Origin of the sequence: Methanovulcanius yangii, from assembly GCF_018687785.1 — an archaeon.
Classification (GTDB): domain Archaea; phylum Halobacteriota; class Methanomicrobia; order Methanomicrobiales; family Methanomicrobiaceae; genus Methanovulcanius; species Methanovulcanius yangii.
In genome coordinates this window covers 1,005,999-1,024,235 of sequence record NZ_LTBL01000001.1, presented here as the reverse complement: position 1 = coordinate 1,024,235, position 18,237 = coordinate 1,005,999, and the positions used below count along the sequence as shown (strand labels likewise).

Below are 18,237 nucleotides of genomic sequence, written 5' to 3'. Positions count from 1 at the left end.
GTATTTATACTCACATTATCCTTTTAATGCAAAACCGTCCCAAATTTCAGCTTACTGTTCTCCGATTCCAAAACCATTAATGCATGTGAGGTTTTACGCTCTCATATGAGTGAAAAGGTCTTGGAGTTCATCTCCGAAATAGAGTTTGTGGCAAATATTGATGAAAAGAAGGATTGCCTGATGAATCAGGGAACCCATTCGGATGCTGCAGCGGTTACGGCAGAAAATCCGTACGGCCTTTGGTTCAATATCGATATCCCCAAAGGGCATGGTCTGAAGAGCGGGGAACGTATACGGATCATCGTCGAAAAAGTTGATTGACCTTTTTCGTTCTGTCAGGAATGAAATTAAGGAGGAGAACCCTCTGCTCATATCACCCCGGAGGAGGCAGACCATGAAAGGGCGTCCCCACTCAACGCTACCATCGCTTGTGTGCACTATGGGGCGGGTTCGGGGGATAGTTCGCCTGAGGCGTCCCCACTCAACGCTACCATCGCTTGTGTGCACAGGTATGGTAGTGGGAATGCTTCTTTTCGCAATAATTGCTGCCGGATGCACCTCGGCCGGAGCGGAAGTGGATGAGGCCCGTTCCCTGATGGCAAAGGGGGACGCCCGGCTTGGGTCGGTGAACTGGGATTCGGATCCCCCCGGAATTATCGAGGCAAAACTCGTTGCGGCAAACATTGACTATGAAAATGCCTATGCTTCAGTTGCCGACATTCCCCCCGGCAACGAAGATGAACCTGATGAAGCATACGCTCTGCGTGAGTTAATCAAGAGCAGGATCACCCTGACCGCCGCCGCGCTTGAAATAGAGTCCGCCCTTGTCCATATCATGGATGCAGAAGACGATGCACGGCTCTACCAGTATACTCTCTGGTATGGTGATCTGGCAAATGCGCGCGAGGATATCAGGGCAGCACAAGGATATCTCGAAGACTCGGTCCGGTCCCTGGATGCGATCACGATGATACGCGTACCGGTTGCAATGCAGGGCGATATTGCAGAGGCAAAGGTAACATGCGCCAACCTTGATGAGAGGGCAGGCAGACTTGAATCCGCCATCGAGGGAGCGCTGCTCGTATAAGGCGGCCCCTACAGGGCATTCAGATAATCATTGAGATGGCGAATCTCCGGTTCGATGAATACAGCGCCGAATGCGGCACGGGTGGTCTCAAGGGTGAAATGGTAGGAATCGGCGTCCTGATTACTGACCACGAAGTAATATCTTCCCGAACCCTGAATATTTTTTGTCACCTGGCCACCGTACGCTATTGAATTGCCGGTGACAATCTCTCCCGAAACGGCATCGATGATGATCCAGTCAACCACCGCATTCTGAGGCTGCGTCCTTGTCACGATGTCCGCACGGACCCGCCATATGGAATAAGGAACCTCAAATATCTTTGAAAATCCGCTATTTCTTCCCGAATATTCTGCAAACTGTCGTTCTTCGCCCGCAGGCCATATCACCGGGCTTTGCGCATCGGATGCGCCGAAAATGTTCATCTCATCCGGAAAGTCGAGGACCGGGTAGCCTCCTGGTCCACTGGCATAGATTGAGGAGTGATTGGTATTCATTTGTATCTGCCAGACCGAGAATGGTTTTGGGGGCTGTTCTCCTGGGCTGGTGGGTACCGGGGGGATAAACTGCGGCGTTTCCTGACCGTCTGTCATATCAAAATATGCCCGGATATGCGGTGCCGCACCGGCGATTGCCAGGAGTATGAGCACCGCTGCCAGGAGAGTTAGAATGTCCGCCCGTTTCACAGAGGTACCTTTCATCGTGGAAAACTTATGCTTTATCAAGAACGATCACAAAAACACGGGTCGTGCGAGAAGGAATGATTAATGAAGATGAACCACAACGTTGAATCAACACATGGACATTCACCACTCACGAACATGGATTATATTTTATCTAATATCCTTCGTCCTTCTTCTCTTCGCTCTCTTCCTGACATCTGAAGGAGTTCTCCTCGGAATCGGGCTGGTGATGGTAATTCTTGTTGTGGGGGTAAATCTGGCCATCATCACCAATGAAATGAAGCAGGCGACAAAAAAAAGGGAGGTTATGGAAAGAATATCCAAAATCGATTCCGATGGGCAGGATGTCGTCGCTGACGGGAGTGTACAGTCGGGGTCCCGCTAGGGACTTCAGGACCGTTTCCGATAAATCTTCTGCATTTGATTGACCGGTTCATACAAATGCTCAAAATCCCTGCTCAGGAATTCGGTTTTTCCGATCACATAATACCCTCCGGTGGTGAGTGCCGGTGCAAACATACGCGCAAGTTCATCCTTCTGGTGTTCGGTGAAATAGATGGTCACGTTTCTGCAGAGGATCAGATCGAGGTGGCGGGTTACAGGCATTCCGTTCATGAGGTCATGTTGTGAGAATCGTATATATTTCCTCAAGTGAGGCTTCACCTCAAATTTGCCGTCTTCACGTTCGGTGAAATGCCTTCTCACCTGTGCCTCGCTCAGGTTCTCCAGGGCCTTTTTGTGATAGACTCCATCTCTGGCTTTCATGAGGGCCTCTTCATCAATGTCTGAAGCAAAGATGGTGAATTTGAGGTCCTTATTCATGATGGATGCCTCATGTGCAATGATTGCGAGCGTGTAGGGTTCTTCACCGGTTGCACACCCTGCACTCCAGATCCGGATGTTCGTTTTTCGCCGTCGAAGTTCAGGAATGATATCCCGTCTGATGGCATCAAAGACAGGGGGGTCCCGCCAGAACCTGGTAACATTGATGGTAAGACCTTTTTTCAGAGCTTCGTACTCCGGGGGATTGTTCCCGAGCAGCACCAGATAATCCTGGTAGGTGCCGACTCCATTAAGTCGCATGCGGGACTGAACGCGTCTTTTCAGATAATCCTCCTTGAAATTGGAAGAGTGAATGTTGAGTTCTGATTCAATCATTCTGAGTACCGGCCCGAAATCCTCTTCGTCCAGCATCCCCGTCACCTACCGTCACCGAGCCTGAACTGGCGAATCTGGTTCCTGAGGTCCTGCGACACGGCGTCAAGCTCCCGTGCACCATCGCCGACATCGTCTATTGCAGCACTGACGTCTTCCGAAAGCGTTGTCATATCCTGGATACGTATCATATTCTCAGTTGCCAGCCGTGCAGAACGCTCGATGTTTTCCATGAGCCGGTTCGTCGCTGTCGCCTGATCCTCGGTGGCACGCGTGATTTCCGTGATGCCGTGTGTAGCCATCTCAACAGAGCTGACAATACTGTTCATAGCGGAGATTACGTCATGAACACGTTCAACACCCTCATGGATTTCAATGTCCGCCTCCTTCATCGACGATGCGGTAACAGCACTTTCTTTCCTGATGGTTTCGAGCAGATCTGCTATAGTCGCAGCAGCCTCTTTTGATTCTGAGGCAAGGTTCCTGATCTCTCCTGCGACAACGGCAAATCCCCTGCCATGTTCTCCTGCACGGGCAGCCTCAATCGCTGCATTGATTGCAAGAAGATTGGTCTGATCTGCTATGCCCGTGATAATCCTGATGATTCGGTCTATCTTCTGTATCTGTTCATTGAGATGTGTGATCTCCTGCACGCTCTTTTTGGAAATGTCACCAACCGTCTCCATCCTGACCGAAGCATCCCGGCCGATCTTTGCACCTGTCCGTCCTTCACCAGCCGTGCGCTCGGACATGGCCATCACTTCCTGGGAAGTGCCAGCAATCTCCTCGATGGATGCCGAGATGTCCGAGATCTCATTACTGACCGCTTCAATCTCCTTTTCCAAAAGAATGGTTGTTTCACTCGATTCCAGTGTTCCACTGGCGATCTTCGTCATGACATCCCTGATGTGGGCCACATTTCCGGCAAGTCCTTTTGATGTCTCCTCGACACCTGCCGCACTCTCTCCGACCTGCCGCAGGAGTCCTGCCATCTCTCCGACCGAGGTGTTGAAGTACCTCTTCAGGGAACCCAGCGGATCGTCAGCTGTGATTGCGACCCTGACACCAAGGTTGCCGGAGGCAAGCTCTTTCAGGCCATCCGAGAGGTCCGCTGCGCTTGTCCGCAGGCCGTCTGTTTCCTCCTCCACCTTGGTGATCAGCCGGGTAACTTCCGCCTCTTTATCCCGAAGTTCGGTGATGTCGTTGTAGACGATGAGGATGCATTCCAGCTTTCCATTGGTATCCATAATCGGGATGCCCTGCTGTTCGAGGGTGCGAACCCCACTTGGAAGACGGACGGTAATCTCCCCGTGTGCCCGTGTTCTTGTGTGCCTGACATGCGAAAGTCCGTCGCCCTTGCGTGAGAGAATTCTGAAGTCACGTGCATTCATTTTCAGGAGCTTCTGCTGGCCATAACCGCTCATTGTGCAGTAGGCCGGGTTGGCCCGGATAATCCTGAAATCTGTGTCGGCATACAGGATGGGAACCGGAATTTCCGCTACGATCGTTTCGGCGCGGGCACGGAGGTTGTCATTCTCCCTGATCTTTCGTTCCATCTCCTTTGCCTCTGCACGTGTCCTGGTAATATCGTTGAATATTACGGCAATACGATCAACCTGCCTGCGACTATCCAACAGCGGAATTGCGTGCTGTTCGAGTGTGCGGGTTCCGGACGGGAGGGATACTGAGATCTCCCCCGAGCACCGTTTCTTCTCCTTGATTGCGGCGGAGGGTGCATCATATCCGGTCAGTGATAGAATCCTGAAGTCATTCAGGTTTTTACGAAGCACCTCCTCATGGCGAACACCGGTAAGAGTCTCAAAAGCCGGGTTGGCATTTCGAATGCGAACCCCTCGATCAATAATGATCATCGGGAATGGGGAACTCTTCATGAGGCCTTCCATCTCACGGAGTTCGGTTATTCCTGCTTCAAGGGCGGCGCGTTCTTTTTCAGCACAGTCGGCACGGGCCGAAAGACGTCCCGTTTCCAATGCATGCATCTGCCTGTTTTCAGCGATTATGGCATCCTTCTCTGCTATGAGTTTCGTGAAATCAGCCGTTGTCACTGATGCCGTCTTCTCCAGAGAGGTTCGCTGTTCTTCCGACCGGGCGAGTTTGGCCCTGAGCATGCCAACCGCTGCCTCGAGCGCTTCCATCGCTTCGTCGCCTTCTTCATCGTCCTGGCTGCCCCCGGCCTCCCTGAGCTGGATTTCTGATTGAAGCCGTGCGATCTCCCCGGTCAGCTCCCTGAGCTGCACCTGTGCCTCAGCTTCGATTACCCTTCCCCGTTCCTCGGACCGGGCGAGTTCGGCCCTGAGCATGCCAACCGCTGCCTCGAGAGCCTCCATCGCTTCGTCGCCTTCTTCATCGTCCTGGCTGCCCCCGGCCTCCCTGAGCTGAATTTCTGATTGAAGCCGTGCGATCTCCCCGGTCAGCTCCCTGAGCTGCACCTGTGCCTCAGCTTCGATTACCCTTCCCCGTTCCTCGGACCGGGCGAGTTCTGCCCTGAGCATGCCAACCGCTGCCTCGAGTGCTTCCATCACGTCTTTGTCAGGGGTCTCAGCATCTTCAGGCAGGTGGCCGCGAGGTTCTGCGGGCAGTGCTTTTTCATACCGAAGTTTCTCTGCATCAAGTGCAGCAGTGAGCAGTTCAATCTCACTTTGCAATGATCGAATCTCCTTTTCCAGGTCACTGGATCTCCGGAGAGCGACGGAGGACTCTTCTTCGCAATGGATGGAAATGCGTGACAGGGCCCGGTTTATGGCATCTTCCAGTTCCCTGAGTTTCACATCCTCAAGGTCTGCCGAGACGCTGTGTCCGGGCATTCCGGCATCCTCACCTTCAAGGGCCGCGATTAATCCTTCGATTTCTGTCTCCCGCCCATCAACGGCCGGTATATCACTCATCTGCCGGTGGTTTTCAACCCCGGTAAAGAGCGCCTTTCTGCCGGGGCGCACTCGTGCGTCTGTCATGCATGCTCCTGCATATGTCTGGTGTCCGTGGTCATTTCCATCCTCCGACTATCTCTGCGATCCGGGCATATTCTGATGCAGCCGGGCTTTCTCTCCCGCATTCTGAGATTGGGATTCCTCGTTTCTGCGCTTCCGGTACGAGCGGGTCGTAGGGTATTGCACATGCAAGGGGGAATTCGTGCTCCAGTGCGGCCATGATCTCCAGAAACCGCGTTCGTTCCTGATCATTCCTTCCTGAGATACCTATCAGGCGCCTGAGCCCGTCCATAACCGCTGCTCCCGGTGTCATCTCCTCACGAAGTACCTTTCCCCGGGTAATGATTGCCATGGCCGGAACTACGGTGACACCGGTGTTTTCGCTGATATCGGAAAATATGGTCCTCAGGCTCTCGATGCCCTGAAGGGCGAAGGGGCCGGTATCCATGGTGATCACCGTATGGTCGGCGGCGACAAGGCCGTTGATGAGAAACTGACCCATACTGGGGGGTGTATCGATCAGGACGACGTCGTATCTTCTGGTTATCGGGCCTACCGCATCATGGAGGATCGATACGTGGTCTTCACGTTCATAGAGATACGGTTCGGCACCGGCAAGATCGAGTGATGCGGGGCAGAGATCCGGTACATCAGCGCCGCGGATGATGGCGCTTTTCAGAGGAACCCTTTCGAATCCTTCCGTCCCGGACATGAAGACGTCGTAGATGTCATGGTCTGCCGTTCCGGGCTCGATCCCGAGACCGGAGGTCGCATTTGCCTGCGGGTCACAGTCAATAATGAGCACCTTCTTCCCGGTTTTCTTTAAAAATCCGCCAATATTCAGACAGGCAGTGGTTTTCCCTGTTCCTCCCTTGTGATGTGCGAACGTGATGACCGGCATATTCGTCCCTGCGTCTCCTGAAGTGGTTATATAGATTGTAGGCTTTCCTCTGAACTAAAATCCTTTGGAATGCTCATGATTGACGAAATATCAAACCAATATTGGAAATTTTATATCTTCAACCGACAAACCACCGTACAGATGGGGACGGACAAAATAAAAATCGTCATATTTGGGGCGTATAATGCGGGAAAATCCTCATTCATTCGTTCGATTGATCCTCAGGCACGCAATGTCGATACCAAGGCAGGCGATGTACCGACGACGGTCGCTCTCGACTTTGGAAGGGTGATCGTCGGGGGGAAAAAAATCTATCTCTTCGGAACCCCCGGACAGGAACGGTTTGAATTCGTCCGTGAGATTCTCTCCCGGGGTATGCATGGCGCAATCGTCATCGTGGATACCACCCGGGAACCGGATGATATGACCCGTTCGTTATGTACCGCATTGTCCGTCGGGACTATTCCCTATGCGGTATTTCTGAACAAATGTGATCATGCCTTGTCGTCACCCCAGCGGTACGTGGAGATTTCCTCCGGCGCCTTCACATCGACGATGTCAGCGCTGACGGGTGAAAACGCCTTAGAGTCACTTCAGGGATTTATCGAGGAGTGCTTCTGACCCGGCGGCTGCTGATGCAAATCAAATACTATAACATTATCCTCGTTTTACATACTCTTTCATGTCCCGTACTATCGCGGTATATGGAATCTTCATTGCAATTCTCGCCATTTCTCTGTGTGCGGGGTGCCTGACGTATTCGATTCACGATGCGACATATGGCGGGGATGGAATAACGGTTCGGGTCTCCTACAACGGGGAGACGACGGATAAGGCCATGCAGGTGACCATCTATGATCTCTCGGGATTCCGTCAGGTGCAGGTGGATAAAATCGTCCAACCGGTGACTCTTGAGCCCGGTGAAAATACCGTTGTATTCCCCGTTGAACTCGAACCCGGCAACTACCGTCTCCATATCTATATTACAAAGGATGGCGAGCGCATTTCAAGTGTCATCAGGGATATCGAGGTCTAAAGAATGCGGTCACTCCTCGAAACCGCCCTTGGAAATGAGGCGGGCGACATCTTTTTTACCGAGGCGACTCTTTTCAATCCTTTCTCATGTGAGTGGGAGGAGGATGTGTCATTTGTCGTAAAGAACGGATATGTCGTAGGCTTTGGCGAGTACACCGCAGCATCGACGGTCAGTCTCAGGGGTAAGAAAGTTCTTCCCGGGCTTATCGACGGACATGTCCATGTCGAAAGCTCGCTTCTCACCCCCGTCGAATATGCAAGAGCCGTCCTGCCGCGGGGTACGACGACCGTCGTCGCCGATCCGCATGAGATTGCCAATGTCGCGGGGACGGAGGGTTTCAGATATATGCTGGAGGAACGCCGGCACACCCCACTCGACATCCTGTATATGCTTCCGTCCTGTGTCCCCGCCACCCCCCTTGAAACGGCGGGAGCAGAGCTGAATGCCGACGAACTCGCCTCATTTGTCGGAGAGGAAGGCGTTCTTGGCCTTGCTGAGATGATGAACGTACCGGGCGTCCTTGCCGGTGACGAAGAGGTGTGGAAAAAACTGGACCTGTGCGCCCTCGTGGACGGGCACTGTCCACATCTCTCCGGTTCTGCCCTCTGTGCCTATCTCCTCGGTGGAATTCAGAGCGACCATGAATGCACCACCCTGGCAGAGGCCCGGGAAAAGCTTCGGCGAGGTATGTACGTGATGATCCGCGAAGGCTCAACCGAGAGAAACCTCTCCGCCCTCACCCCGCTGGTGCGTGCCTGCAGCGTCTCCCGGGTCATGTTTGCAACGGATGACCGGCATGTTGACATGCTGGTCTCGGAGGGCCATATAGACGACTGCATCCGCAAGGCAATCGATGGGGGGGCGGATGCAGAGCTCGTCTACCGTATGGCCACTCTCTCTCCCGCCGAGCGATTCCGTCTTGACGACCGCGGAGCTCTTGGCCCGGGGAGACTTGCGGACTTCTGTATAATCGATGATCACGACGGGTTTCAGGTCATCTCTACCTATAAACGCGGCTTTCTATGGGAAGACCCGGGATATTCCAGACGTCCCCCGCTTGCAAAGCCATTTTGCTGTTCCCTGCCGGACATGGGCGCCCTTTCCCTCAAAGGTTCCGGGCCTGCACGGGTCATTGACATCATCGAGGGGCAGATCCTTACCCGCTCAGCGATCGAGGAGGTGGAGGCAAAAAGCGTTCCCGACCCCTCGAGAGATTTATTGAAGGTCATCGTATGCGACCGGTACCGGGGTTCCGGGTGCGGTGTCGGTATCGTCCGCGGCCTTGGCCTGATGAGAGGAGCGATTGCATCGAGCGTCGCACATGATTCTCATAATATTGTTGCTGCGGGGGCGGATGACCATTCCCTCCTGAGTGCCGTTCGCGCGGTCGTGGCGGCAGACGGCGGGATGGCGGTCGCCGAGGGGGACGAGGTCGCCCTGCTTCCCCTGGAGAGCGGAGGGCTGATGTCCACCCTTCCATATGATGAGGTGGCGACCCGATTGTCGGAGATTGAAAGCCGTGCCCGTGGCCTGGGAGCCATTGCCCATCCCTTCATGTATCTATCTTTTCTGTCCCTGACGGTTATTCCGGAACTGCGAATCACAGACCGTGGTCTCTTTGATGGAAATGCCTTCTGTGATGTCCCGGTTTTTTTTGGGAATAGCGGACAGGGTAGGTAAGCCGCGTTGGATTCCGGGAGCTAGAACAGCAAACCGGGGTCCAGGAGGCCTGTTGCCATCATTAGACCAATAATCACGGGCTGGTGGACGAGATATATCAGCAGGGAGTGCCTGCCGGCGAGGGCCAGAAATCCGGAAATCGGGCCGGTGCGGATGTCGGCTGACCACCGCGGTTTTCCCTCCGGGTAGAGGTACGAACCTGCACCGAGTCCGACAAGGACGAGGCCAAACCACGGGATGAGCGGTTCATAGTCGATGGAATAAAAATGAGCCGGGTGAAATCCGAGCCAGGCAAGCCAGATCGGCCCGGTTATGCCCGCCAGCAGAATCGAAAAAATGAAAAGCGAGCATCCCAGGTAGATGTTGCCCTTTCCAAAGCGGAAGAAAAGGGGGGAAAGCATGATCGATGTCCCGATGAGATGGAGGATGCCGAAAAGGATGAAACCGTCTCCGATGGCAAGGTAAGTGATGGCAGTAATTCCCAAACCCATGAGGAGGAGACCGCCTCCGCGCATCAGGTATTTTTTCCACAGTTTCTGCCCGCTGATACCTTTCGCAATCGCCCGGTCCTTGGATATGGACAATGACAGGCCAACGAGAAAAACGAAGAGTGATGCGCAAATAATCGCGAAGATCCGCCAGAATCCTGAGGATACTTCAATGTCCATGACCCCGAAATAGTTCAGATCAAAGAGCAGATGGAAGGTGACCATCATCAGGATGGCGATGCCGCGTGCAGTATCAATCTCAGGGTATCGGCCCTGTGGACTATGGGAAAAATATTTCATGACAATTTCGGGACCATGCCCGTTTCTCTGTAGTAAAATATGGGAAATGACGATATTCAATATAACGATGATATACGACGGCAAGCAGATCGTTGGAGCTGTGGGAAAGAGGCGCATCACAATACGTGAAAGCGAATAGGTGCGAATCAATCCCGTAAAAATATGAACTTCAGGTCAGCTTGTGGTGATGCGGGTGCGATCCATCCTCCTGACAAGGATAGGCTCCTTTTCCAGTCCCGATCACTCCAGCCCGAAGATCGTTTTGATCTCGGTAAATGACTGAATGGAATAATTCGGGACAATCTGGGGATACGGAATGCCGATCCAGTCGCCGTACCTGGCATAGATGGTTTTCATTCCCAGGGCATTTCCAGGTTCGATCTCTCTCTTTGGGCTGTCCCCGACGACCCAGCTGACCCCGGGCGTCTCCCCGAGGTGGTCGAGTGCCGTCAGAAAGGTATCCGGATTCGGTTTTCTCTTTCCCGAGATATCCGGGGTGACCACCGTATCAAAGTACTGACGAAGGCCAATTGCCTGCATACGCGTCTCCGCCTGCGGACTTTCCGCATCGGTGACGATTGCAAGCTTCACCCCCCTTTCATGGAGGGCGTGGATGGTCTCTTTAACCCCGGGGTACAGATGGAGTGATGCAACCTTTTCTTCTTCATAAACCCGACACCCCTTAATGTACAGGCTCTCGGAAAATACTCCGTGGTCTGAGAGATAATCACGGATATTGTGGTGATGCTCAAACCCGTGAGTCCCGTTCAGAAAATATCTGAAGAGTTCTGCACCGGAACCTACTCCTGCAAGATCTGCGACCCTTGCACACGCCGCATTTTTTGCGTGGAAAAAGTCATACAGTGTGTTATCCATGTCAAAGAGAATGCACGGGGGGAGTGGTTCCGGGATGGCGTTCATGGTATTCATACTCGGGCCTTTCGCATATTCTTTGTGCGCAGGAACGCATAAGGGCATGCGTGACGACAATCGGCAGGAAAGACTATTATCAATGGTAGCATCAGTTCGTGCATGGGAACATTCGTGGACTCCTCCCGTTCTCTTCTCCTCCTTGCCGGATGCATCATTTGCACGAATGTAGCCGGTGTCCTCGGTTCATTTGTGACTGAAACCGGCCCCGGGTCATGGTATGCCGAAGAGCTCGTGAAACCATGGTTTCTTCCCCCGCCTCTTGCATTTCCTGTCGTCTGGACGACTCTTTATATTCTCATGGGGATCGCCTTGTACCTTGTTCTGAGAAAGGGGTTTGAGGATGGTCATGTCCGGGTGGCCGGGGGAATATTTGGCGTTCAGCTGGCTCTCAACATCGCATGGTCATACGCATTCTTCGGTATGCAGAGCCCCCTTGCGGGGTTGTTTGTCATTTGCGCCCTGTGGGGTGCAATCGTCGCGTCGATATGGTCGTTTTACCGGATAGACAGGGTCGCCGCCTATCTCCTCGTGCCATACATTGTATGGGTCTCCTTTGCCGCAATCATTAATGCGGCCATATATCTCCTCAATTAAAGTGCATGGGGAAAGTTAAACCCGTGGCGGGCGGTCGAAGGGATAGCTTCAAATGGTTCTGTTCACAATTCTTCACTATGGGCCTTCCCTGAGTCCATTGCAGGCGTTGAATCTGAAATGGCCGGATATAAGGAAAAAAAAGAAGAGCGTGAAGAAACGTTCTTTCCGATTCCTGCCGATGTTGCGGTAGGGGATGCCATCGCTTCATTGACAGGGACTCCTATTTTTATCATCGACAGGGAAGGTCTGATACAGTATGCCAACCGTGCCAGCCAGGATTCCTTCGGTTTCAGAGAGGACGAGGCTGGTTCATACGCGCATATCTCGGATATTCTGCACGAGGACGACCTGATTCAGGTCCTCCATTATCATACCCTGCGACGGGACAGGAATGCGGTCGTCCCTGACCGGTATATCGCGCGGATTCTTGATCGATATGGGAGATATCCTGAATATCTCCTTCAGGCTACCTACCTGCCAGACCATGAGGAAACGCTCATAGCTGCGATGAGGGTATCCGACGTCGCAGACGCAAAGTTGCCTCTCCAGAATGACGAAATGAAGGAATATGTCCGGTATCTCGACAGCCTCCCCGATGGCGTGGTTGTCACCAGGAATGATGAAATATCCTACATGAATGCTGCCGCCGCCCTGATGCTTGGTTCCAGGGGGAAATATCGGGAGAGTGGTGAGGGGGGGGTAATACTTTCGGATGGGCCTGATTTATCCGGTTTTTTGGATCGTCTCAGACGGGCTGGTTCAAATCGTTCAGCTGACATGCGGAGCGTTGAGGATGTACTCACCACGGCGGACGGAAAACAGATTGATGTCGAAATTATCTCGGTTCCGGTTGTTATTGACGGAAAAGAGGGCAACGAGCTGATAATTCATGATATCAGCAGGCAAAAGCGAACCCAGGCCGAAATATCCACACGCAACAAACAGCTGCAGATTATCAACGAACTGATACGGGCAGCAAATTCCGTGGATACGCTCGAGGGAATGCTCGAAGAGATGATTGAGCGTGTGGTAAGTCTTATGCAGTTTGATCTTGGCTGGGTCTACCTGCGCAATCCCGAAGCAAAGTATGCACGGCTCATCGCGCCGCTGGGGGTGCCGCAGCCTTTTATCGAGCGTCATGGACGGCAGAATACCCGCGATTTCCCTTATAATCTTGTATTCTTTGCAACACAGCCGCATTACGTGGAGAATCTTCCCGGACGGCCTCCGGGGCCGATAGATACCAAAATCCTTGAGGATCTCGATGCGCTGTGTTACGCGGGCATTCCGCTCATCTCCGATTCTGTTGTCGTCGGGGGCCTTTATGTCGGCCGCAGGGAGCAGTGGTCCTTTGCGCAGTTTGAAAAAGAGACGCTCGAGCTTCTTGGCCGCGAGATCGGTGGTTCGGTTCTCAGGGCAATGCTCCAGGAACGTCTCGAGGATGCCTACAGTGATGCGAGTCTCTATCTTGACATCATGCTTCATGATATCAAAAATGCCAATGCCGCTATCCTTGGCTACTCCCGTCATCTCAGGGAAATTTACCATCCGGAAGGTTCACAGTATGCGGACAAGGTACTCTGGCACACGCATCATATCACCGACATTCTCAATAATGTGACCACCATCAGGCGTATCACGGAAGTGCCGGGGGAGATGACCGCCATCAACCTCGATGCTCTTATCGCAGCCGAGATCTCGCAATATCCGGATGCAGATATCACTTTCAGGAAGACCGGCTGTTATGTCTGGGCTGACAGTCTCCTCTCCGATGTCTTCGCGAATCTCATACGAAACAGTATCAAACATGGCGGTCCGGGAGTCCGGATTTGGATTTATGGCGAGGAGTCCGATCATGAGATTTCAATATCCATTGAGGACGACGGTCCGGGGATCCCCGATGAAAAAAAATCACGCATTTTCTCTTATTTCCAGGAGAATCTGAACGAGTCCGGTGGACGCGGCCTCGGACTGCACATTACCCGTCTCCTTGTCCGCCGGTATGGCGGCAAAATTCGTCCCGAGGATCGTATCAACGGAAGGCCGGAAGAAGGCCTTTCTATCCGGTTTACGCTTCAGGTGTACGATGAGGACGAGAGGGCGGAACGAAAGGATCTGTCGCTGTTCTGAACCGTTTTCATTAAAAAAACGTCCTTGCGAATGAATAAGGCATCAATAACGGAGATGTGAAGAGCACTTCGTGTGCCCGAAAAAATTAATGAAAATGCGGGGGGAGCGATTCGAACGCTCGGACTCCTACGAGACTAGGCCCTCAACCTAGCGCCTTTGACCTGGCTCGGCAACCCCCGCACACAAAAATGCTGATTTTCATGCGTCGGCGAACAGGCAACCGGTCAAACCGTTTGTGCCGTCCTGTTACCCTATATACAATGTGCTTGGCAGAGAAATATGTTTTGATTTGGGTCGGAATCATTCCAGAACACTCATATATCTGACGCCCTCAGGGCAGCGGCGATTGCATCTGGTGTATTTTTATGGTCTGGAGCGTATACCTATGTTCGATGTGGGCGACAATTCTCGAGCAGTTCAGCGATTCTCCTTCACAGTCACAGGTGGTCCGGTTTCTCCTTGAAAACGGGTTGGGTATCAACGAACGGGGGAGAGTGACGATAAACGGCATCGAGATCCCTGCGACCCATCTCTCAAAGGCCATCGGAACGGATCGAAGAGTGGTTGACGCAACGGTCAAACGTATTCTTTCGATGGAGAAATTTGCGGAGATCTTTCTGAATATGCAGGCGACGCCTGACCTGTCACGGGTTGCCGAATCCCTGGGTCTGACGGTCATTACCGTCCTTCCGAAGGATGCCGGACAGAAAGGGATAGTCGGTGCCGCTGTTGCGGTGCTCACCGGCCACGACATCGGCATACGGCAAATATTTGTCACCGATCCCCATCTCTCCGAGGATCCGAAACTCGTGATCATCGTGGAAGATCCCCTGCCGCCCGAGGTCTTCAAGGAGCTTCGGGATCTCAGTCAGGTGAGAAAACTGATTCTCTGATTATTCCGAACGATAGCGCTCAATTTCCTCTGCGAGAGCTATGATTCTTTTTTTAATTTCTTCAGGAAGGTCTTTGGAGTACCTGAGGCGCTCTTCGAGGGTGATCTCTTCCGTCCCGCGAATGAGATTGTCAGCATGCGCCACAATCTTCTCCTCAATCGTTGACGGGACACAATTGATCTCTTTCAGACCATCCCTGCGGCATTGGTCTGCCGTCAACCCTGCACCGATATGACATTCGACGATTCGGGCAATCTCTTCCGGGATATTCATTGACCTGCACATATCCGCTCCCAATTGGCCGTGGTCGAGACCATGGCTGCGCGCCCGCCCGATGTCATGAAGCATCGCACCCCACTCAACCAGTTCTGTGTCGGCGCCTGACCGTTCGCAGAACCGGAGGGCGAGGTCGCGGACGGCCATACAATGGCGAATGACATTATCACTGCATCCTGCGATGCGAAGAAAAGAAAGGGGAGTGATAGAAGAATCGGACGTCGGTGTCACACTTTACCCAGCGAGGCCTTCATCTGTTCGACACGCCGTTTCAGTGCCTGCAGGATGAGTTCGTTGTCAAAGTGGTCCATCGGTGTGTCACACGAACAGGTGAACTCCCGAAGCAGTGCCTCATCGAAGGTGTAGACGATCCCGCAGTTTTTGCAGATGTAGAAATCGTTCTCGTCTTCATAGCGTTCGCGGGCCTGGAGTTTCTCCAGCACCTCTTCCATATCCTCGGTGATGGCATCATCGATGCGGTCCAGCCTGAGCTTCCACTTGTAGGTGAGCCAGCCGGTCTCCTGGTTTTTCTCCCTCCGGTATTCGGCAAGGCGTTTCCCATAGAGTGTATAGAGAGTGTTCCTGACGGTGTTGAGATTGATCCCCGTCTCTTCGGCGAGCTCTTCATCCGTTTTCTCTATCTCAAATCCAAAGTCTTCCACCAGTGCAAGCCCTGCTTCCCCTATCATACGCATAAGATATGCGCGAACCGCCTCGTTTTGTATTGCCTCTTCCGCCGTTACCATCTGCTCATATATTCACGTACTTGTGTAATAGTCTTATCCAACAGGCTGAGCGCCTCGTCCCGTGAGGAGCCTCTGCCGTAGACGCTGATCACTGCGCTTCCCTCCTCGATCTCCGTTCCTTTCCAGGGGATATCGGCAACTGCCGGTGCGAGGTGTTTCAGGTCATCCCCGACTCTCAGGTCATGGTCGGCAAAGAGAATGGTTCGTGCGACATACCCGGCTGGCAACGGACGCACGGGAGGGATCCTTCCCCTGCAGGCATCGAGGTGGAGATCAAAGACACTTCTGGCGAGCGACTCTTCAACGATATCGAGAGTCGCCTGGAACCGCGGGTTAATTTCGATGGCGTATATCCCGTCCTCCGAGACGATGAAGTCAACTCCTACTGATCCGACACAGCCGCTCGCCGTGACAATCCGTTCCGCAATATCTGCGAGAGCCTCCGTTTCCTCCGTGGCGAAGGGGGTACAGGCACCGGCAAACCCGAAGGCACGCTCACCGTCTCCCCCCCGCATGAACTGTTCGTTCACTGCGATCGCGCGTGCCTCCGTGCCGTTTGCGATGCAGGATACACTACAGGGGGTTCCGGAAATGGGGGTCTGCCGGATATACGGGTCGTCCGGCCAGAGTTCCCGCCAGGCCTCCTCCTCTGCCTCCGTGCGGACCAGACTGTTTCTCCAGCCCCCTGCTCCGTTCAGCGGTTTGATGAAGGCAGGGTAGACGCCTTCGGGCAGAACCGCGGGGGCTGGGATGCCCGTTTCGAGGAAAAATTCCTGTATCCGTGATTTGTCGAGGAAACGGCCGGCGATATCCGGTGGCGTACCGCAGAACCTGGGGTCGCCGGCAATGGTTTCTGCTCCGGATGTGGTGATAATCGCATCAATGGGATAGCGGTTGATATAATCCTCAATAAGGGAGGGGATCTGGTCGAGTTCTTCAAATATGGACCATTCCTTTGCGTACCAGGTGAGATCCTGATCGCAGAAATGGTCGATGGCACAGACCTCGTACCCTGCACGCCATGCGGACTGGACGACGTGGCGCGTGGCAAATCCTGCGATGAGGACTGTCCCCTTCACTCCTCAAACCTCTTGCCGCATGCCGTAGGGATGATCTTCATCTGCGCATCCGGATATTCGCGGTTGAGCTCTGCGCCTTCGAAGATATGGTCGAGGATAAGGGCGAGGCTCGAGATCTCCGAATGCGGCTGGGTGGTGACCGAGAGATTGTAATCGGCAAGCGAGTAGATGTCCGAGGGGACTTTTTCCGCGCCGACGACTATGAGAATCTTTCCGGATGCCCGGATGTCGGCCTCCACGTCCGTCATCCGCAGACCGTACATGGTCAGGTGAACAACGATGCCGCCGGCATCTTTCCAATCATGTATGCAGCGCCGCCATGAGACGTCATTTACGACAAAGAACTCTCCCCCCCATCTCTCCGCCACATCCTCAATGGATTTTTTGACTCCCGGATCATTGGCTGCGAGATACATCCCTTTGCACCCGAGGGCCCGGGCGGTCAGTCCCACGTGTGTCGTCACTCTCTGGTCCCGTTCGGGGCGGTGACCCAGACGAAGTACTGCGACCTCGTCAGGCATCGGAGTCATCACCATTCTTTTTTACTCTTATTACGCCGTTTTCCAGAACAAAAGGGGTATCTTTCATGGTATTTGCCAACCTGCAGGAGAATAGCATCTCCTGCAGCGATAAGAGGCGTATGCCTTCCGGTGTCTGCCGGATGAGATGACCGCGTTCCATCCGCTGCAGTGAGGCAGCAATAATCTCTTCCGGGAGGCCGGAATCTGTGACCAGCTGCTCGCAGGTGATACTCTGGGCCGCCTGAATTTTATGGTACAGCGCCCAGTCTGTTTCCTCTTCTCGCACGCTCATCATTTTGCCCCGAAAGGAGGATATAGTTTTTTACCCGCGCGGTAGTACAAAGGAAAGCATGGTACAGCGGATATGTTCTGCGAAGGGGAGGTACCCATATGATAGACTATTATGACCTGGCACAACTCGCCGACAAAATCCTGGAGATTGCCGATGATGATATGCCGGTGCTCGCAGAAATTATTGAAGATCTCGACCCGGAGACCCGAAGCGAACTGCTCTTTTCGGACTTTTTAAATGCGTACCAGGTGTTCTATTACTATTTCCGGGAGGTGCCCGACATCCTGGTGGACGAAAGGCTCAGTCTGGTTCCTGCAAGTGCGGTTCGAAAAGGGGTCCTAGCAGAGGAGCGCGACCTCTTGGAGCTCGTCTTCATTGTGCCTGATGAGACGCCGGAAATACTGGTGAGCGATGGAGAAGAGATTCTTCAGAGATTTATAGGGAAAAATGCCTATCGTGATGCAGTTGGGTGGGCCGATGAGCAGGCATGATGTCTGC

21 protein-coding genes and 1 tRNA gene are annotated in these 18,237 nt (G+C 53.3%); 10 read left to right on the top strand and 12 right to left on the bottom strand.

Annotated features, from left to right (window positions below):
* Positions 1-105: 105 nt before the first annotated feature.
* Both AZH53_RS05130 and AZH53_RS05125 read left to right on the top strand, forming a co-directional pair.
* Positions 106-321: a hypothetical protein gene (locus AZH53_RS05130; RefSeq protein WP_319642457.1), complete on the top strand. Its 216-nt coding sequence runs from the start codon at positions 106-108 to the stop codon at positions 319-321.
* Positions 322-523: 202 nt separating this feature from the next.
* Positions 524-1,087, top strand: a complete 564-nt coding sequence (locus tag AZH53_RS05125; RefSeq protein ID WP_319642456.1) for a hypothetical protein — start codon at positions 524-526, stop codon at positions 1,085-1,087.
* A gap of 8 nt (positions 1,088-1,095) precedes the next feature.
* Here AZH53_RS05125 and AZH53_RS05120 read toward each other — a convergent pair whose 3' ends face one another.
* A complete protein-coding gene (locus AZH53_RS05120) occupies positions 1,096-1,770 on the bottom strand; it encodes a hypothetical protein (RefSeq protein ID WP_319642455.1) in 675 nt (224 codons plus the stop codon).
* Positions 1,771-1,882: 112 nt separating this feature from the next.
* Between AZH53_RS05120 and AZH53_RS05115 the strand changes: the two genes are divergently transcribed.
* Positions 1,883-2,152: a hypothetical protein gene (locus AZH53_RS05115; RefSeq protein ID WP_319642454.1), complete on the top strand. Its 270-nt coding sequence runs from the start codon at positions 1,883-1,885 to the stop codon at positions 2,150-2,152.
* Between the two features lie 5 nt (positions 2,153-2,157).
* Here AZH53_RS05115 and AZH53_RS05110 read toward each other — a convergent pair whose 3' ends face one another.
* The 3 genes from AZH53_RS05110 to AZH53_RS05100 are packed head-to-tail and all read right to left on the bottom strand — an operon-like array spanning position 2,158 to position 6,771.
* Positions 2,158-2,961 (bottom strand): CheR family methyltransferase, encoded by an 804-nt coding sequence (locus AZH53_RS05110; protein ID WP_319643646.1) that lies wholly within the window; start codon positions 2,959-2,961, stop codon positions 2,158-2,160.
* A gap of 5 nt (positions 2,962-2,966) precedes the next feature.
* Positions 2,967-5,894, bottom strand: coding sequence for a methyl-accepting chemotaxis protein (locus AZH53_RS05105; RefSeq protein ID WP_319642453.1), 2,928 nt, complete (start codon positions 5,892-5,894; stop codon positions 2,967-2,969).
* Positions 5,895-5,925: 31 nt separating this feature from the next.
* A complete protein-coding gene (locus tag AZH53_RS05100) occupies positions 5,926-6,771 on the bottom strand; it encodes a ParA family protein (RefSeq protein ID WP_319642452.1) in 846 nt (281 codons plus the stop codon).
* 141 nt (positions 6,772-6,912) lie between these two features.
* Between AZH53_RS05100 and AZH53_RS05095 the strand changes: the two genes are divergently transcribed.
* The 3 genes from AZH53_RS05095 to ade all read left to right on the top strand — a co-directional run bounded on the left by AZH53_RS05095 (position 6,913) and on the right by ade (position 9,487).
* On the top strand, positions 6,913-7,392 hold the full coding sequence (locus tag AZH53_RS05095; RefSeq protein WP_319642451.1) for a GTP-binding protein: 480 nt from the start codon (positions 6,913-6,915) through the stop codon (positions 7,390-7,392).
* A 61-nt stretch (positions 7,393-7,453) separates the two neighbouring features.
* Entirely contained in the window at positions 7,454-7,807 is a 354-nt protein-coding gene (locus AZH53_RS05090) for a hypothetical protein (RefSeq protein WP_319642450.1), read from the top strand.
* Positions 7,808-7,810: 3 nt separating this feature from the next.
* A complete protein-coding gene (gene ade, locus AZH53_RS05085; RefSeq protein WP_319642449.1) occupies positions 7,811-9,487 on the top strand; it encodes an adenine deaminase in 1,677 nt (558 codons plus the stop codon).
* A 20-nt stretch (positions 9,488-9,507) separates the two neighbouring features.
* Here ade and AZH53_RS05080 read toward each other — a convergent pair whose 3' ends face one another.
* The gene (locus AZH53_RS05080; protein WP_319642448.1) at positions 9,508-10,275 is read right to left on the bottom strand and encodes a heparan-alpha-glucosaminide N-acetyltransferase; all 768 of its coding nucleotides are present in this window, start codon (positions 10,273-10,275) and stop codon (positions 9,508-9,510) included.
* A gap of 240 nt (positions 10,276-10,515) precedes the next feature.
* A complete protein-coding gene (locus AZH53_RS05075) occupies positions 10,516-11,196 on the bottom strand; it encodes an HAD family hydrolase (RefSeq protein ID WP_319642447.1) in 681 nt (226 codons plus the stop codon).
* Positions 11,197-11,307: 111 nt separating this feature from the next.
* Here AZH53_RS05075 and AZH53_RS05070 point away from each other — a divergent pair, with 111 nt between their 5' ends.
* Positions 11,308-11,802, top strand: a complete 495-nt coding sequence (locus AZH53_RS05070; protein WP_319642446.1) for a TspO/MBR family protein — start codon at positions 11,308-11,310, stop codon at positions 11,800-11,802.
* Between the two features lie 117 nt (positions 11,803-11,919).
* Entirely contained in the window at positions 11,920-13,932 is a 2,013-nt protein-coding gene (locus AZH53_RS05065; RefSeq protein ID WP_319642445.1) for an ATP-binding protein, read from the top strand.
* A gap of 95 nt (positions 13,933-14,027) precedes the next feature.
* Here AZH53_RS05065 and AZH53_RS05060 read toward each other — a convergent pair.
* Positions 14,028-14,112: transfer RNA gene (locus tag AZH53_RS05060), tRNA-Leu, on the bottom strand.
* 212 nt (positions 14,113-14,324) lie between these two features.
* On the opposite strand from AZH53_RS05060, the gene AZH53_RS05055 reads away from it, so the two are divergent.
* The gene (locus AZH53_RS05055; RefSeq protein ID WP_319642444.1) at positions 14,325-14,825 is read left to right on the top strand and encodes a regulator of amino acid metabolism, contains ACT domain protein; all 501 of its coding nucleotides are present in this window, start codon (positions 14,325-14,327) and stop codon (positions 14,823-14,825) included.
* Here the strand turns inward: AZH53_RS05055 and AZH53_RS05050 are convergent, their stop codons facing one another.
* From AZH53_RS05050 to AZH53_RS05030, 5 genes are read right to left on the bottom strand one after another with little or no spacing between them, the layout of a single operon-like run.
* On the bottom strand, positions 14,826-15,332 hold the full coding sequence (locus tag AZH53_RS05050; RefSeq protein WP_319642443.1) for an HDIG domain-containing metalloprotein: 507 nt from the start codon (positions 15,330-15,332) through the stop codon (positions 14,826-14,828).
* Positions 15,329-15,847: a transcription factor gene (locus AZH53_RS05045; RefSeq protein ID WP_319642442.1), complete on the bottom strand. Its 519-nt coding sequence runs from the start codon at positions 15,845-15,847 to the stop codon at positions 15,329-15,331. The genes AZH53_RS05050 and AZH53_RS05045 overlap by 4 nt, the downstream gene beginning before the upstream one ends.
* The gene (locus AZH53_RS05040) at positions 15,841-16,926 is read right to left on the bottom strand and encodes an ATP-grasp domain-containing protein (RefSeq protein ID WP_319642441.1); all 1,086 of its coding nucleotides are present in this window, start codon (positions 16,924-16,926) and stop codon (positions 15,841-15,843) included. Before AZH53_RS05040 ends, AZH53_RS05045 begins: the two co-directional genes overlap by 7 nt.
* Complete coding sequence (locus AZH53_RS05035) at positions 16,923-17,447, bottom strand: tRNA (cytidine(56)-2'-O)-methyltransferase (protein ID WP_319642440.1); 525 nt, start codon at positions 17,445-17,447, stop codon at positions 16,923-16,925. The genes AZH53_RS05040 and AZH53_RS05035 overlap by 4 nt, the downstream gene beginning before the upstream one ends.
* Positions 17,440-17,733, bottom strand: coding sequence for a MarR family transcriptional regulator (locus AZH53_RS05030; RefSeq protein ID WP_319642439.1), 294 nt, complete (start codon positions 17,731-17,733; stop codon positions 17,440-17,442). Before AZH53_RS05030 ends, AZH53_RS05035 begins: the two co-directional genes overlap by 8 nt.
* Positions 17,734-17,837: 104 nt before the next feature.
* On the opposite strand from AZH53_RS05030, the gene AZH53_RS05025 reads away from it, so the two are divergent.
* Positions 17,838-18,230 (top strand): hypothetical protein, encoded by a 393-nt coding sequence (locus AZH53_RS05025; RefSeq protein ID WP_319642438.1) that lies wholly within the window; start codon positions 17,838-17,840, stop codon positions 18,228-18,230.
* Positions 18,231-18,237 lie beyond the last annotated feature (7 nt).